At 69.0% G+C, this 15,760-nt stretch carries 14 protein-coding genes and 2 pseudogenes; 8 read left to right on the forward strand and 8 right to left on the reverse strand.

What is annotated here, in order from left to right; translation table 11 throughout:
* Nucleotides 1-29: 29 nt before the first annotated feature.
* The 5 genes and pseudogenes from RMT89_RS08810 to RMT89_RS08830 form a co-directional block, all read left to right on the forward strand.
* A complete protein-coding gene (locus RMT89_RS08810) occupies nucleotides 30-1,373 on the forward strand; it encodes a sugar ABC transporter substrate-binding protein (protein WP_315883228.1) in 1,344 nt (447 codons plus the stop codon).
* Between the two features lie 92 nt (nucleotides 1,374-1,465).
* Nucleotides 1,466-2,251, forward strand: a complete 786-nt coding sequence (locus tag RMT89_RS08815; protein WP_315883229.1) for a rhamnogalacturonan acetylesterase — start codon at nucleotides 1,466-1,468, stop codon at nucleotides 2,249-2,251.
* A gap of 39 nt (nucleotides 2,252-2,290) precedes the next feature.
* Nucleotides 2,291-3,607: a pectate lyase gene (locus RMT89_RS08820; protein ID WP_315883230.1), complete on the forward strand. Its 1,317-nt coding sequence runs from the start codon at nucleotides 2,291-2,293 to the stop codon at nucleotides 3,605-3,607.
* A gap of 65 nt (nucleotides 3,608-3,672) precedes the next feature.
* Nucleotides 3,673-4,806, forward strand: coding sequence for a pectinesterase family protein (locus RMT89_RS08825; protein ID WP_315883231.1), 1,134 nt, complete (start codon nucleotides 3,673-3,675; stop codon nucleotides 4,804-4,806).
* Between the two features lie 9 nt (nucleotides 4,807-4,815).
* A pseudogene (locus RMT89_RS08830) lies at nucleotides 4,816-5,269 on the forward strand (pectinesterase family protein); the annotation flags it as partial.
* Nucleotide 5,270: 1 nt separating this feature from the next.
* Here the strand turns inward: RMT89_RS08830 and RMT89_RS08835 are convergent.
* Nucleotides 5,271-5,450, reverse strand: a pseudogene (locus tag RMT89_RS08835) (hypothetical protein); the annotation flags it as partial.
* A 201-nt stretch (nucleotides 5,451-5,651) separates the two neighbouring features.
* Here RMT89_RS08835 and RMT89_RS08840 point away from each other — a divergent pair.
* Nucleotides 5,652-6,806: a right-handed parallel beta-helix repeat-containing protein gene (locus RMT89_RS08840; RefSeq protein WP_315883232.1), complete on the forward strand. Its 1,155-nt coding sequence runs from the start codon at nucleotides 5,652-5,654 to the stop codon at nucleotides 6,804-6,806.
* 105 nt (nucleotides 6,807-6,911) lie between these two features.
* Here RMT89_RS08840 and RMT89_RS08845 read toward each other — a convergent pair whose 3' ends face one another.
* The 3 genes from RMT89_RS08845 to RMT89_RS08855 all read right to left on the reverse strand — a co-directional run bounded on the left by RMT89_RS08845 (nucleotide 6,912) and on the right by RMT89_RS08855 (nucleotide 9,251).
* Nucleotides 6,912-7,742 (reverse strand): pectate lyase, encoded by an 831-nt coding sequence (locus tag RMT89_RS08845; RefSeq protein WP_315883233.1) that lies wholly within the window; start codon nucleotides 7,740-7,742, stop codon nucleotides 6,912-6,914.
* Between the two features lie 85 nt (nucleotides 7,743-7,827).
* Complete coding sequence (locus tag RMT89_RS08850; RefSeq protein ID WP_315883234.1) at nucleotides 7,828-8,688, reverse strand: hypothetical protein; 861 nt, start codon at nucleotides 8,686-8,688, stop codon at nucleotides 7,828-7,830.
* Nucleotides 8,685-9,251 carry a SigE family RNA polymerase sigma factor gene (locus tag RMT89_RS08855; protein ID WP_315883235.1) on the reverse strand — a complete coding sequence of 189 codons (567 nt, stop codon included), beginning with the start codon at nucleotides 9,249-9,251 and terminating at the stop codon, nucleotides 8,685-8,687. The genes RMT89_RS08850 and RMT89_RS08855 overlap by 4 nt, the downstream gene beginning before the upstream one ends.
* A 248-nt stretch (nucleotides 9,252-9,499) precedes the next feature.
* On the opposite strand from RMT89_RS08855, the gene RMT89_RS08860 reads away from it, so the two are divergent.
* A complete protein-coding gene (locus tag RMT89_RS08860) occupies nucleotides 9,500-10,951 on the forward strand; it encodes an NCS2 family permease (RefSeq protein ID WP_315883236.1) in 1,452 nt (483 codons plus the stop codon).
* 11 nt (nucleotides 10,952-10,962) lie between these two features.
* Here the strand turns inward: RMT89_RS08860 and RMT89_RS08865 are convergent, their stop codons facing one another.
* From RMT89_RS08865 to RMT89_RS08880, 4 genes are all read right to left on the reverse strand, one after another.
* Nucleotides 10,963-12,420: a penicillin-binding transpeptidase domain-containing protein gene (locus RMT89_RS08865; protein ID WP_315883237.1), complete on the reverse strand. Its 1,458-nt coding sequence runs from the start codon at nucleotides 12,418-12,420 to the stop codon at nucleotides 10,963-10,965.
* 54 nt (nucleotides 12,421-12,474) lie between these two features.
* The gene (locus RMT89_RS08870) at nucleotides 12,475-12,768 is read right to left on the reverse strand and encodes a hypothetical protein (protein ID WP_315883238.1); all 294 of its coding nucleotides are present in this window, start codon (nucleotides 12,766-12,768) and stop codon (nucleotides 12,475-12,477) included.
* Between the two features lie 81 nt (nucleotides 12,769-12,849).
* A complete protein-coding gene (locus RMT89_RS08875; protein WP_315883239.1) occupies nucleotides 12,850-13,323 on the reverse strand; it encodes a GNAT family N-acetyltransferase in 474 nt (157 codons plus the stop codon).
* A gap of 4 nt (nucleotides 13,324-13,327) precedes the next feature.
* Nucleotides 13,328-14,101 (reverse strand): IclR family transcriptional regulator, encoded by a 774-nt coding sequence (locus RMT89_RS08880; protein WP_037743746.1) that lies wholly within the window; start codon nucleotides 14,099-14,101, stop codon nucleotides 13,328-13,330.
* Nucleotides 14,102-14,230: 129 nt separating this feature from the next.
* Between RMT89_RS08880 and RMT89_RS08885 the strand changes: the two genes are divergently transcribed.
* Nucleotides 14,231-15,760: an aldehyde dehydrogenase (NADP(+)) gene (locus RMT89_RS08885; RefSeq protein ID WP_315883240.1), complete on the forward strand. Its 1,530-nt coding sequence runs from the start codon at nucleotides 14,231-14,233 to the stop codon at nucleotides 15,758-15,760.

The raw sequence follows: 15,760 nt of genomic DNA on the forward strand, positions 1-15,760 counted from the left end.
CGCAGGATCCAGAAGAAGAGAGCCGACCAATGAAGATCAGCATCCGTAGAAGCAGGCGCGCTGCCATAGCCGTCGCCCTGGGCTCCGTGCTCGCCCTGACCGCCACCGCCTGCGGCGACGACGGCAGCGGCGGCGGCGGGGACAAGGGATCCGAGGGCTCCGGCAAGGGCGAGATCGTCTTCTGGGACAACAACGGCGGTGTGCGCACCGACATCTGGAAGGAGATCATCGCCGACTTCGAGAAGGCGAACCCGGACATCAAGGTCGAGTACGTCCCGATCGCCGCCACCGAGGTGCAGTCCAAGTACGACACCGCCATCCAGGGCGGCGGACTGCCCGACGTCGGCGGTGTCGGCGCCGCGATGCTCGCCGGGATCGCCGCGCAGGACGCGCTGGAGCCCGTGGAGGACCGGCTCTCCGGGTCCGCCCTGAACGGCAAGCTCAACAAGGACATGGTCGAGTCGGTGAAGGTGGCCGGCGGCTCCGAGGAGCACATGTACTCGATCCCCACGTCCGCCAACAACGGTGTCCTCTACTACCGCACCGACCTGTTCAAGAAGGCCGGCCTGGAGGAGCCGACCACCTGGGACGCCTTCTACGAGGCCGCCGAGAAGCTCACCGACTCCGGCAAGAACGAGTTCGGGTACACGATCCGCGGTGGCGCGGGGTCGATCGCGCAGGCCCTGGACGCGATGTACGGGCAGAGCGGGATCACCGAGTTCTGGAACGGTGACAAGACCACCGTCAACGACCCGAAGAACGTGCAGGCGCTGGAGAAGTACGCGGCCCTGTACAAGAAGGTCACTCCGGCCGCCGACCTCAACAACGACTTCACCAAGATGGTGGCCCAGTGGGACTCGGGCACGATCGGCATGCTGAACCACAACCTGGGGTCCTACCAGGACCATGTGAAGGCGCTCGGGGTCGAGAAGTTCCGGGGTATCCCGCAGCCGGTCGGCTCCTCCGGCAAGCGCGTTCAGGTGTCCAACCCCGTTGACGGGCTCGGGCTGTTCAAGAGCTCCAAGAACAAGGACGCTGCCTGGAAGTTCATCGAGTTCGCGGCTTCTCATGAGGCGAACTCGAAGTGGAACCGCTCGGCGGGGGCCATTCCGTCCAACACCGCGGCGGCGAAGGACGCGTGGATCAATGAGGCGGAGCCCACGAAGCTCGCGGCCGAGGCGTTGAACGACGGTTCCACGACCATCGTTCAGCTTCCCTACTACCTGCCTGACTGGAACACGATTTCCAAGGCGGACAACGAGCCGAACTTCCAGAAGGTCCTGCTCGGGAAGATGAGCGCGAAGGACTTCCTGGACACGATTGCCGAGCAGCTGAATGAGGCTCAGGCGGAGTGGAACGAGCAGAAGTCCTGAGAATTCGGGGCGTGTTGTCCATGGGGAGCTGCGGGTCCGTTGTGGCTGGTCGCGCAGTTCCCCGCGCCCCTAGGGAAGAAAGGTCACGTCAGTTGTCACTTTCCCGTAGACAGGTCGCTGCCTTCGCTGCTGTGCTGCCTGTCACCTTCGGTACTGCGCAGGCCGGTGAGCAGCGTGGGCGTACCGTCTTCATCGCCGGGGATTCCACCGCCGCTCAGAAGTACTCCGACGCCGCGCCCGAGACCGGGTGGGGGATGGCTCTTCCCTTCTTTCTTCGGAAGGGGCTCGCTGTCTCCAATCATGCTGTGAACGGGCGTAGTTCCAAGAGCTTTGTCGACGAAGGGCGGCTGGACGTCATTCTCGGGGCCATTCGGCCCGGGGACTTCCTGCTGATCCAGTTCGCTCACAATGACGAGAAGGCCGCGGATCCCCTGCGGTACACCGAGCCCTGGACCACGTACCAGGACTATCTGCGACTGTATGTCGAGGGCGCCCGTTCCCGTGGTGCCCGGCCCGTGCTCGCCACCGCTGTCGAACGGCGGCGGTTCGACGCGCAGGGCAACGCCCAGCCAAGTCACGGCGACTATCCGGCGGCGATGCGCGCCCTCGCCGAGGAGGAGCAGGTCGCTCTGCTCGACATCCAGGCGCTGTCGCTCGCCCTGTGGCAGTCGCTCGGGGTCGAGGAGACCAAGAAGTACTTCAACTGGACCGCCACCGAGCAGGACAACACGCACTTCAACCCGCCGGGGGCCATCGAGGTGGCGCGGCTCGTGGCGCGGGAGCTGCTGCGTACGCGGGTGCTCGGCCCGCGGGACCTTCGGCGGCTGGACGAGGCGATCCCGGAGTCCTGGATCACCTGGCAGCAAACCGCCGCGTAACCCCATCCTGACCGTCGTAGAGAAGAGAGTCGTCGCATCATGAACCCACAGGTATGGCATGGGCATGCTATAGGAAGAGCCGCCGCGCTGGCCGGCTGTGTCTCGCTCGTCCTCGGTGTCACCGGGGCCGGGGTCGCCCAGGCCGGGTCGACCCGTGATCTCGGCCGGGAGGTGCTCGCCGCCGGGGACGGCTGGGCCTCGGAGGGGGCCGGTACCAGCGGCGGTTCGGCCGCCGATGCCGCGCACATCTACACCGTGACCACCTGGGCGGAGTTCAAGGCCGCGCTCGCTGACGGCGGCACCGCGCCGCGGATCATCAAGGTCAAGGGCTTGATCGACGCGGTCTCCGAGGGCTGTGACGCGCTCGCCGCCGAGGGGTACGACTTCCAGGAGTACCTCGCCGACTACGACCCCGCCGTGTGGGGCAACGACACCCCGGTCAGCGGCGAGCAGGAGGACCTGCGGGCCGCCTCCGCCGCCAACCAGGACAAGATGATCAAGGCGAGCGTGCCGGCCAACACGACGATCGTCGGCGTCGGCCGGGACTCCGGGATCCGGGGCGGCAGCCTGCAGATCCGGGGCGTGGACAACGTCATCGTCCGGAACCTCACCATCGAGGCCCCGCTCGACTGCTTCCCCCAGTGGGACCCGACCGACGACAACAAGACCGGCGCCTGGAACTCCGAGTACGACGGCGTCGTCGTCTACGGCTCCACCCATGTGTGGATCGACCACAACACGCTCACCGACGGGCGCTATCCCGACAGCTCCCTGCCCGAGTACTTCGGCAAGGTCTACCAGCAGCACGACGGTCTGGTGGACGTGGTGCGCGGCGCCAACTACGTGACGGTGTCCTGGAATTCCTTCAAGAACCACGACAAGACCATATTGATCGGCAACAGCGACAGCGCGGGCTCGACCGACTCCGGCAAGCTCAAGGTCACCCTCCACCACAACCGCTTCGAGGGCATCGTGGAGCGCGCGCCGCGCGTCCGGTTCGGGCAGGTCGACTCGTACAACAACCACTTCGTGGTGACCGGCGACCAGAAGTTCGGCTACGTCTTCGGCATCGGCGCCTCCTCCCAGCTCAACGCCACCGACAACGCCTTCTCGCTGGCGGCCGGGGTCAGCCCCGGCAAGGTGCTGAAGAAGTGGAGCGAGGCACCCCTCACCGCCGCGAACAACTACGTCAACGGCAGGCTCACCGACCTGATCGCCGTCCACAACGCGGAGTTCCCCGCCGAGACCCTGCAGTCCGGCGCGGGATGGACGCCCACGCTGCGGACCAAGGTCGACCACCCCCGGGCGGTCCCGGGCATCGTCGACCACGGCGCGGGTGCCGGCCGTATCTGCTGACCTACCCCGGGGCCGGGGCTCACCCCGGCCCCGCCCCCATCCGGAGTCTTCGAAGGAGCACCCGCATGCCCTCGGCCCACCTCCAACTCCCCCTGTCCAGACGGGGATTCCTGATGGCGAGCGCCGGCGCGGGCGCCGCCCTCGGGCTCGCGCCGCACCCCGCGCAGGCCGCCGCAGGACCCCGTCCCTTCGGCCGCCACGGCTCACCGGCCGCCCGCCTCACCCCGACCACGCTCTACGTCGATCCGCGCGGCCGCGGCGACTTCACCACCGTCCAGGCCGCCGTGAACGCCACCTCCGGCAGCGGCTGGACACTGGTCCTCGCGCCCGGCACCTACCGGGAGACCGTCAGCGTCGACCTCACCCGCACCGGGATGACCTGGCTCGGCGCGGGCGACGGCCCACGGGACGTCGTCATCGTCCACGACAACGCCGCGGGCACCCCGAAACCCGACGGCTCCGGCACCTACGGCACCACCGGATCGGCCACCACCACCGTGCGCGCCGACGGCTTCACCGCCCGCCGCATCACCTTCGCCAATGACTGGCTGCGCGCCGACCACCCCGAGATCACCGGCACCCAGGCCGTCGCCATCAAGGTCATGGGCGACCGCTCCGCCTTCCACCACTGCCGCTTCCTCGGCCATCAGGACACCCTGTACGCCGACACCAACGCGCTCACCGTCTTCGCCCGGCAGTACTTCTCGCACTGCTACGCCGAGGGGGACGTCGACTTCGTCTTCGGCCGGGCCACGGCCGTGTTCGAGCACTGCCACTTCCGCACCCTGACCCGCACCGACCTGGCCTCCGCCCCGTACGGCTTCGTCTTCGCGCCCTCGACGGCGGGCGTCAACCCGCGCGGCTACCTGGTCAGCAGAGGCCGGGTGACCAGTGAGGCCCCGGACGCCTACTACAAGCTGGCCCGCCCCTGGGTGCCCAGCTCCGACCGCACGGCAGGTCCCATGCTGACCGTCCGGGAGACCTGGCTCGGCCCCGGCATCGACGCGGTCGCGCCCTACGCCGACATGTCGGACGCCTACCCGTGGCAGAACCAGCGGTTCGCCGAGTACCGCAACAGCGGCCCCGGAGCGGAGATCACGGTAGCCGAGAACCGCCCCCAACTCACCGCCGAGCAGGCCGAGTCGGCGACCCGCGCCGCGTATCTCGGGGACTGGGAGCCCTGGAAGGAGGACTGCTGAGATGCGCAGACGCACCGTCCTGACCGGCCTCACCGCGGGACTGGTGGCGACGGCCGCCGGACCCGCCTTCGCCCACGGCCGCCGTGTGCTGCACGTCCGCCCCGGGGACTCACCCTCCACGACCTCACCCTCGCCAACGACTGGCTGCGCGCCGACCACCCCGAGATCACCGGCACCCAGGCGGTGGCGGCGTATGTGACAGGGGACCGGTCCCGCTTCGACAACGTCCGCCTGCTCGCCCACCAGGACACCCTCTTCGTCGACACCACCGCCCTGGACGCCTTCGACCGGCAGTACTTCCACCGCTGCTACATCGAAGGTGACGTCGACTTCGTCTTCGGCCCGGGCGACCGCGGTCTTCGAGCACTGTCACTTCCACACCCTGCAACGGGACGTGACCTTCACTCCCAAGGGCATGGTCTTCGCTCCCGCCACGGCCCGCGCCAACCCCTACGGCATCCTCTGAGGGCGTAGCGGATCTGCTCGCCGTCGGCGGTGCCCTCGCCGGTGAAGCAGGCGAAGAGATAGCCGGCGTACTTCGGGTCCTTCACGGGCGGTGCTCCCGAGTGGGCGGTGCCTGGCGGGGCGGTGAGCAGGGCCAGCAGCAGCGAGAGACAGGCGGCGAGGAGAAGACGTGGGCGCATGTCGCTCCTGTGGGGGTGTGGGGGATTCTGTTTGATGATGGGCGCGCCTTCGGAGTGTCACCAGCGGGAAACAGCACGTCAATCGGTAGGAGCGGGGTGAAGACGAGCGAAGGTTCGGTCGTTTTCGTTGAGGCGGCGGCAACCTGAAGGGTCCTGGTGGCGACTGGGTGGTGTCCCCATCCCCTAGGAAAGGAGCGTTCCGTGCTGCAGAGCACCGGACGCCATCGCAGGACCCGCACGCTCTCCATCGCCGCGGCCGTGGCCGTCGCCGCGGGGGCGGGCGGCGTCTACCTCGGGCTGACGAACGGTGGCGCCGAGGCCGCCCCCACGACGGTCACCGTCTCCTCAACGGCCCAGCTGGAGTCGGCCGTGAAGAACGCGGTCGCGGGCACCACGATCCAGGTTCGCGGCGGTACCTACACGCCCTCGGCGACGCTCAAGTCGACGGCCAACGGCACCGGTTCGGCACGGATCACGCTGAAGGCCCACCCGGGTGAGAAGGTGAGGATCGACGGCTCCAAGCTGGCCGACGGCTCCTGGCTGGCCGGGATCTACGGCGACTACTGGACCGTGCAGGACCTCACCTTCCAGAACTCCCCGGCCCAGGGCTTCGTCGCCACGTCCTCCGTCGGCGGCGTCTTCAAGAACCTCGTCACCGCGAACAACGGCGACTCCGGGTTCACGCTGCGCGGTGACGGCACCACGGACAACCTCGTGCAGAACCTGGACAGTTACGGCAACTACGACCCGGCCGGGCACGGGCAGAACGCCGACGGCATCGCCGTGAAGTTCGGTTCCGGGACGGGCAACCGGATCACCGGGGCGCGGCTGTACAACAACTCCGACGACGGCCTCGACCTGTGGCAGTTCTCCTCGCCGATCACCATCGACCACTCCTGGGCCTTCGGCAACGGCAAGAACCGCTGGGGCGACACGGCCTTCGAGGGCAACGGCAACGGCTACAAGCTGGGTGGCGGGGGCGTCACCGTGGCGCACACCGTCAACAACAACGCGGCCTGGGACAACACCCTCAACGGCTTCACCGAGAACTCCAACCCCGGTGCGATCGTGCTGAACCGCAACACCGCGTACTCCAACGCCGAGGCCGGCTTCTACTTCGCCACCGGCAAGGCGCGGCTCGCGCGGAACCTGGCGGTGAGCAACAAGGGCGGGCTGTCCAAGCTCGGTTCCTCGACGGTGTCCGCCGCGAACAACTGGGACAGCGGGGTGTCGGCACCGGCCTTCAGGTCGGTGGACGCGGCGACGGCGTACGGGGCCCGCAAGGCGGACGGTTCGCTGCCCGCGACGGCCTTTCTGACCACCGGCTCCACCACCATCGGCGCCACCATGAACTGACGTACGGAACTCGTACGGAACACAGCGAAACGCCCCCGCCGGTCGTCACCGGCGGGGGCGCTTCTTCTGCTGACCGAGGGGGGCTCAGGCCAGCAGGTCTCGGGGTTACTGGTACGTGATGTCAGACGCGGTGAAGCGGCACGACGTTCCGTCCGGGCCCACACCGAGCTGCGTCGGCTCGGCACCGGTGTTGTTGCCCTTGAAACGGACGCACGTCTTGATCTTCTTGGAGCTGTCGCCGTGGATACGGACCTTGCGCAGCGCTGCCGTGTCCCCGTAGTTGGAGTTGATGCCCACGATCGAGTTCATCGGCGCGGTGACGTCCACGTCGTTGATGATGACCGTGCGCTTGTACTGCGTGGAGCAGTTGCCGCAACTACGCACCAGCTTGCCTGAGTTGGCCACCTGGAACTTGCTCACCACCAGCTTGCCCGCGCCGTTGAACTGCAGGACCTTGTCCGAGCCGTTCTTCGCGCCGCCGCCGTAGACCGTGTACACGGAGGAGGCGGACTTGCCCTTGAAGGTCGCCGCGTCCTCGCCGACGTCCAGCCACCACACGTTCTGCAGCGTGCAGGAGCCCATGCAGTGCACACCGTCGGCGGCCGGGGTCCCGATGATCACGTTCTTCAGGACCGCGCCGTCGGCCAGCTGGAAGACCGGGTCCTGGCCCTCGTCCTGGCTGTCGCCGCCGAGCGCGCCGCTGCCGTAGAACTTCTTGTAGCCGCCGTCATAGGTGCCCGAGACCTTGATGGTGCTGCTCACTGCCTGGCTGCCCTTGGCCGTCGGCCAGGAGGACGCGGCGCCCGCGGAGGACATCATCGTCGTGGTGACGATCGCCGCGCCGGTGATGCCGAGGGCCGAGACTCCGGCGATCACCGCCCGCCGCTTGGTGACCTTGCGGCGGTGGCGGACGCGCTGTTCAGCTGGTGCAGTCATGCCCATTCCTTGCGTGGGGAGAGGTGCCTTGCGCTACCTGGTCGCCACGGGTGAGGAAAGGGTTGCCGCGTCCTCGGAAACTTTTCTACGAGTCGCCTTCGGCGGCCGCGTCGTCGCCCTCGTGCGGCGCGAAGTCGCCCGCCACGGACAGCTGTTCGTCGCCGGCGCGGGCGCTCGCCGCATAGCCGTCGTCCTTGGCGTCCCGGCCGCCGCGGTCATGGTCGTACTGACCCGCGAACACCCACTGGCCCTTGGGGACCGTACGGCCGTCCTTGAGCGCCCAGGTGTAGACGAGGAAGCCGTCCCGCTCGCCGACCGTCAGCTCGAAGTCGTCCTCGGGCAGCGACCGCCAGGCACCGGTGGAGGTGACCCCGCCGGTCTGCGCGATCATCAACTCCACGGTGAGCTCGGTGAGTTGCTCGTCCGTTTTCAGGGTCACATTGCTCTGCGCCCAGAACTCGTTGCTGTGCGGGTCGACCGAGCCGTCCGACCACAGCGGGCCGTCCTCCTCGCCCGCGGCGGGCGGCGGCGCGGTCTGTGACGGCGCAGTCGTCGACGGCGACGAGCTCGGCTCGCGCGATTCTTCGGAGGACTCCGGCGTCGGGTCCGCGGGCGGGGCCGGCGGGAGAGGCTTGCGGCTGGTCGCGTCCGGCGAGGGGGTGGGCGTGGGCGAAGTGGCCACCGTCTGCTGCGGGGTGTCCTGCTTCACGGCCGACGCCACCGCGTAACCGCCGATCCCCAGCACACCGGCGACCGCGGCCGTGGCGCCGACCACCCGTACCCAGCCGAACACCGGAGGAAGGGCCGCCCGGTGGTCGGGGCGGGTCTGCTCGGTCATACCGCGTTCGATCCGGGCGAGGATGCGCTCGCGGTTCGGCTCGTGCGCCTCGGCCGCTTCGTGCAGCCGGGCGCGCAGTTCGTCGTGCACGTCCCGCTGCATCGTCATCGGTCCCTTCCCGCGGTGTCGCCGGTGCGCGCCATCGCCGCATGCATCCTGAGGGGCGCTCGCTGGGAGCCGAGCAGCCGCTGCAGCTCCGCCATCCCCTTCGAGGTCTGGCTCTTCACCGTACCCACCGAGACACCCAGGGCCAGCGCGGTGTCCTTCTCCGAGAGGTCGAAGGCGTGCCGCAGCACCACACAGGCCCGCTTGCGGAACGGCAGTCTACGCAGCGCCTCCTGCACATCGACCACACCGGCCACGTCCGGGTTCTCGGTCTTCTCCTCGCGCTGCGACCAGAACAGGGCGATCCGGCGCCGCTCGCGCACCGCGCTGCGGATGCGGGTGCGGGCCAGGTTGGCGACCACGCCCCGGGCGTAGGCGACGGGGTGGTCGGCGGCGCGGACCCGGTCCCAGCGGTGCCACAGCGCCAGCAACGCGTCCGCCGCCAGATCGTCGGCGGCGTCCGCCTCGCCGGTCAACAGATGGGCCAGGCGCGACAGTTCGGCGTAGTGGCGCTCGAAGAAGGCATGGAACTCCACGGAGGCGGCGTCGTCGACGACTGTGCCCACGGGCGACCTCTCCTGCCTGAGTGTGACATGTGAATGACATGTGATCGTCCGGCGATCTTCCGGTCGAGGTGCGGAAGCGTAGCAGTGATCGAATACATGGTTCGTACGGGGCTTCGAACAACGTGTGGCCCATCGCACGTGAGCAGGCCTGATTCCGTAACACGGGGAAAACCTGAGACGGGTTCAACACGGCAACAATCCAGCCAGCATCCGCACACCGATCATTCAGGCACCAAGGAGCCGCAGAAATGTCCGACACCCAGAAGACCGTCGACCGGCCAGGAGGCCCGCCTCCGGCCGTGAGCAGCGTCGACCGCTTCTTCAGGATCTCCGAACGGGGGTCCACGTTCAGCCGTGAGATACGCGGCGGCTTCGCCACGTTCTTCACGATGGCCTACATCCTTGTCCTGAATCCGATCATCCTCGGCAGCGCGAAGGACAAGTTCGGCGAGACCCTCGACCCGGTCCAACTCACCACCGCCACCGCTCTGGTGGCCGCGGTGATGACCATCATCATGGGCGTCGGCGGCAACCTCCCGCTCGCGCTCGCCGCGGGCCTTGGCCTGAACGCCGTCGTCGCCTTCCAGATCGCCCCGCTGATGAGCTGGGACGACGCGATGGGCCTGGTCGTCCTCGAAGGCCTGCTGATCTGCGTGCTCGTGGTCACCGGGTTGCGCGAGGCCGTCATGCACGCCATCCCGCAGCCGCTCAAGCAGGCGATCAGCGTCGGCATCGGTCTGTTCATCGCCTTCATCGGCTTCGTCGACGCCGGCTTCGTCAGCCGGATCCCGGACGCCGCGAACACCACGGTTCCGGTGCAGCTCGGGGGCACCGGCAACCTCACCGGCTGGCCGATCCTGGTGTTCTGCCTCGGCGTGCTGCTGACGATCGGACTGCTCGCCCGCAAGGTCAAGGGCGCGATCCTGATCAGCATCGTCGTCATGACGGTCGTCGCGCTCGTCATCAACTCCCTGGCCGACATCAAGAGCTGGGGCCTGACCACGCCCGAGTGGCCGGACAAGCTGGTCGACACCCCCGACTTCGGACTGCTCGGTCAGTTCAGCCTGTTCGGCGCGTTCGGTGAGACCACGGTCATCACGGTCGTGCTGCTCGTCTTCACGCTGGTGCTGTCCGACTTCTTCGACACCATGGGCACCGTCGTCGGCATCAGCGCGGAGGCGAACCTTTTGGACGAGGAGGGCAAGGTCCCGGACCTCGGCCGGGTCCTGCTCATCGACGGCGCGGCCGCGGTCGCGGGCGGCGCCGCGTCCTCGTCCTCCGCGACGTCCTACATCGAGTCGGCGGCGGGCGTCGGCGAGGGCTCGCGCACGGGCTTCTCGAACCTGGTCACGGGCGGCCTGTTCGCCCTCGCCCTCTTCCTGACCCCGCTGCTCACCATCGTCCCGCTCCAGGCCGCCGCGCCCGCCCTCGTCGCGGTCGGGTTCCTGATGATGACGCAGGTCAAGCACATCGACTGGGACAAGTACGAGATCGCGATCCCGGCGTTCCTGACGATCGCCGTGATGCCGTTCACCTACTCCATCACGAACGGCATCGGGGCGGGCTTCGTCGCGTACGTCGTCATCAAGGCGGTGCTGGGCAGGGCGAAGGAGGCCCACTGGCTGCTGTGGGGGACCTCGGCGCTGTTCCTGGTGTACTTCGCCATCGACCCGATCGAGCAGGTCCTCGGCGTGAAGTAGCGGGGCCCGCCTCAGTCCTTGAGCGCGGCCTGCGTCATCGCCTTGGCGACCGGCGCCGCCAGCCCGTTACCACTCACCTCGGAGCGGGCGGCGTCGGACTGCTCGACCATCACCGCCACGGCCACCTCCTTGCCGTTGGCGTCGGACTTCGCGTACGACGTGAACCAGGCGTACGGCGTCTTGCTGTTGTTCTCGCCGTGCTGGGCCGTACCCGTCTTGCCGCCCACCGTGGCGCCGGAGATCTGCGCGTTCGTGCCCGTGCCCTCGGAGACCACCGTCTCCATCGCCGACCGCAACTGCTCGGCCGTGGAGGAGCTGACGATCTCCTCGGTGTCCGCGTCGGAGTCGTAGTCCTGCAGGACATCGCCGCCGCCATCGGTCACCTGCGACACCATGTGCGGCGACACCAGCTTGCCGCCGTTCGCGATGGCCGCCGACACCATGGCCATCTGCAACGGCGTCGCCGTGACATCGAACTGGCCGATACCGGTCAGCGCGGTCTGAGCGTCGTCCATCCCGGTGGGGTACACGCTGGCGTACGCGCGCACCGGCACGTCCTGCGTCTCGTCGTTGAAGCCGAACTTCTCGGCCATCGCCTTCACCTTGTCCTGGCCCAGGTCGTAGGCCATCTTCGCGAAGACGTTGTTGCACGAGTACTGCAGTGCCGTACGGATCGTGGCGTTCTCGCAGGGCGCGGAGGTGTTCTCGTTCCGCAGCACCGTCGTCGTGCCGGGCAGCGTGTACGGGTCCGGGCTGACCGTCTTCTCGTCCACCGACGAGTACAGCCCGTCCTCCAGCGCGGCCGCCGCCACGACCAGCTTGAACGTCGACCCCGGCGGCAGCGGCTGGCGCAGCGCCCGGTTGGTCAGCGGCTTGTCGGAGTCCTCCTTCAGCTTCGCCCAGGCATCACCCGCGGTGTTGGCGTCGGTGAGCGTCGAGGGGTCGTACGACGGTGTCGACACGACCGCCAGGATCTTCCCGGTCGTCGGATCGATCGCGACCGCCGCGCCCTTCTTGTCCCCGAGCGCCTCGTACGCCGCCTTCTGCACGGCCGGGTCGATCGTCGTGACCACGTTGCCCGGATCGGCCCGCTTGCCGGTGACCGTGTCCAGGGGCGTCTTCAGCCGGGTGTCCGTGCCGTTGAGGATGTCCTGGTAGATGCCCTCAAGCTGGGTGGCCGAATAGGTCTGCGAGGCATAGCCCGTCACCGCGGCGTAGAGCTCGCCGTCGGTGTACGTGCGTTTGTACGCGAGGTCGCTGCCCTTCGTCCGTGCCGAGCCGGTGATCGAGTCACCGGCCACGATGATGTTCCCGAGCGGTGCCGCGTACGTCTCGATCGCGTTCCGCCGGTTGTCCTTGCCGTCCGCGAGTGCCTGGCCCTCGTAGAACTGCACCCAGGTGGCCCTGACCAGCAGAGCCAACACCATGAGCAGCGTGAAGACCGATGCTCGCCTGATCGTCTTGTTCATTCCACCGGTCAGGACGAGCGGGGCGGGGCGAATCGTTCCGTTGCGCGGCCCTTCTCATCGAGTGTTCATGAAGCCCGGCACCCGCAGCCCCCAGGGCCGGGTCAGCACCAGCGCGAGCACGATCACGCAGGCGTCCATCAGCAGGGTGACGCCGTTGGCGACGGCCACCGCGGTCGGGTGCTCCAGCAGGGAGCTGCCCTCGGGGATCCCGATCTCGCTCCCCGACAGCCAGGCGACCTTCAGCCCGGCATACGGCGCACAGGAGACGATCGCGACGGCGCGCAGAAGCGCACGGGGGCGGGAGAAGGCGAGGGCGCCACCGGGCTGGGCGAGGAGTGACTGCGTCATGCGTCCACGCTCTCGCGGGGGCGGGGCCTGACACGTCCTGCGCCGTGACGATCCTGCTCCGCCGGACGGGGGAGATCGCGCTCAGCCCTCCAGCGTCAGGACCAGCTCGTCGATCTCCTCGCCCCGCGCGTTCGCGAACCCCCGGTCCTGTGCGCTGACCCGGAAGCCGCACTTCTCCAGGACGCGCACCGACCCCGCGTTGTCCGCCGCCGCCCGGGCGAAGAGCGGCCGCTCCGGCGCCTCCGTCAGCAGGACCCGCAGCGCGGCCGTCGCGATGCCGCGGCCCCAGTACGACCGGTCGATCCAGTACGTGACCTCGCGCTCGCCCGGCTCCCCGTACACCGCCGCGTGCCCCACCACGTCACCGTCCGCCAGGACCGTACGGTTGAGGACGCCGGCCGAGGACCGGATCCGCTTCCAGTGGGCCTCGAAGGCGTCCCGGTCGGCCGGATCCCTCGCGGTGAAGGCCGCCATGCGCAGGGCCTCCGGGTCGTTCATCTGCCGGAAGAAGACCGGCAGATCGCTGTCATGGACCTCGCGCAGTGCGATGTGCATACCGTCAGAGCCTCCGAGTCGCCAGGGTCAGTCTGTCCCGCGCGTCGAACAGCGCGTCCTTCACCATCTGTTCGTGGGCGGGGGTCAGCCGGGCCACCGGGACCGAGCAGCTGATCGCGTCGCGGGCCGGGGTGCGGTACGGGATCGCGACGCCGAAGCAGCGCAGGCCGAGGGTGTTCTCCTCGCGGTCCACGGCGAAGCCCTGCTCGCGGACCTGGTGGAGCTCCTCGATGAGCTTCTCGCGGTCCGTGATGGTGTTCTCGGTCAGCGCCGGGAGCGTCTCGGGGAGCATCTTGCGGACCTGCTCGTCCGTGTACGTGCTCAGCAGCGCCTTGCCGAGTGACGTCGAGTGGGCGGGCAGCCTGCGGCCCACGCGCGTGAAGGGGCGCAGGTAGTGCTGGGACTGGCGGGTCGCCAGGTAGACCACGTTCGTGCCGTCCAGACGCGCGAGGTGGATCGTCTCCGTCGTGTCGTCCGACAGCCGGTCCAGCGTCGGACGCGCCGCCGCGACCACCTCGTCTCCGTCGATGTACGAGGTGCCGACCAGCAGCGCCCGCACCCCGATGCCGTAGCGCGTGCCCGTCGCGTCGGTCTCCACCCAGCCCAGTTCCACCAGCGTGCGCAGCAGCATGTACAGGCTGGACTTGGGGTAGCCGACGGCCTCCTGGACCGCCGCGAGGGAGTGCATACCGGGGCGTCCGGCGAAGTATTCGAGCAGTTCAACCGTCCGTACGGCGGACTTGACCTGCGCCCCGCCCCCCGTCTCGCCTGCCGACATCGCCCTTGACCCCTTCGTTCGGCGGGAAATAGTCTCCAACAGTTCACCATGAGAGACAGCGTTCAGTATATCGAACAACCCTGGTGAATGACCCCGTACTGCGGCAATACATGTGTGGAGGGACCCGCGGTGGCAGCAGCACCAGTCTGGAGTGTCGACCCCCGAACCGGGAAGCAGCGCGAGCAGGTTGCGGTGGAGGCCACAGCCCAGGAGGTGGACGCCACCGTTCGCGCCGCGCAGGAGGCGCGCGGCGCCCTCACCGACCGGACGGTGCGCGCGGCCTTCCTGCGCACCGCGGCGGAGCGTCTTGAGGCCGCCAAGGACCAGCTCGTCGAGGCCGCCGACGCCGAGACCGCGCTCGGCCCGGTCCGGCTGACCGGCGAACTCGCCCGCACCTGCTACCAGCTGCGGACCTTCGCGGACATCGTCGACGAGGGCGCCTTCCTGGACGTCGTCATCAACCACCCCGACGACACGGCGACCCCGCCGATCCCGGACCTGCGCCGCTACAAGGTGCCCCTCGGCGTCGTCGCCGTGTACTCCGCCTCCAACTTCCCCTTCGCCTTCTCGGTCGCGGGCGGCGACACCGCGAGCGCGCTGGCCGCGGGCTGCCCGGTGGTCGTCAAGGCCCACCCCGACCACCCGGCGCTGTCCGAGCTGGTCGCCAAGGTCCTGCGCACGGCCGCCGTCGAGCACGGCATCCCCGAGGGCGTCGTCGGCCTGGTCCACGGCTTCGAGGCGGGCATCGAGCTGATCAGGCATCCGCTGGTCTCCGCGGCCGGTTTCACCGGTTCGGTACGCGGCGGGCGGGCCCTCTTCGACGCGGCGGCGGCGCGGCCGGTGCCGATTCCGTTCCACGGCGAGCTGGGGTCGCTGAACCCGGTGCTCATCACGCAGGCCGCGGCCGCCGAGCGGGCGGAGGCCATCGGTGCCGGGCTCGCGGGCTCGATGACCCTGGGTGTCGGGCAGTTCTGTGTGAAGCCGGGTCTGGTGCTGGCACCGGCCGGTGACGCGGGCGATCAGCTGCTGAAGTCCCTCACGGACGCCGTCAGCAACGCCGACGCCGGGGTCCTGCTCGACCACCGCATGCGGGACAACTTCATCGCCGGGGTCGCCGAGCGTGCCGGACTGCCCGACGTGGAGTCGCCGGTGACGCCGGGGGCGGGCAGCGAGCACACGGTGAGCCCGGGCTTCCTGACCGTGGCGGCCGAGAAGCTGGCGGCGGAGGGCGCGCACGACCTGCTGCTGGAGGAGTGCTTCGGGCCCGTCACGGTCGTCGTGCGCTACGAGGGCGAGGCCGAGGCGAAGGCGGTGCTGTCACGGCTGCCCGGCAACCTCACGGCGACGGTTCATCTGTCGTCGGAGGAGGCGGCGGGGCAGGGACGCGGGCCCGAACTGCTCGCGGAGCTCACGCCGCTGGCCGGACGCGTCCTGGTGAACGGCTGGCCGACGGGCGTCGCCGTGGCCCCGGCCCAGCACCACGGCGGTCCCTACCCTGCGACCACCTCCACGTCCACCTCCGTCGGCGGTACGGCCATCGAGCGCTGGCTGCGGCCGGTCGTGTACCAGGGTGCGCCCGAGGCGCTGCTCCCGGCGGAGCTGAAGGACGACAACCCGCTGGGTCTGCCTCGTAGGTTCAACGGCCGTCTGGAACGCTAG

Source organism: Streptomyces sp. P17, assembly GCF_032436805.1.
Taxonomy (GTDB): Bacteria; Actinomycetota; Actinomycetes; order Streptomycetales; family Streptomycetaceae; genus Streptomyces.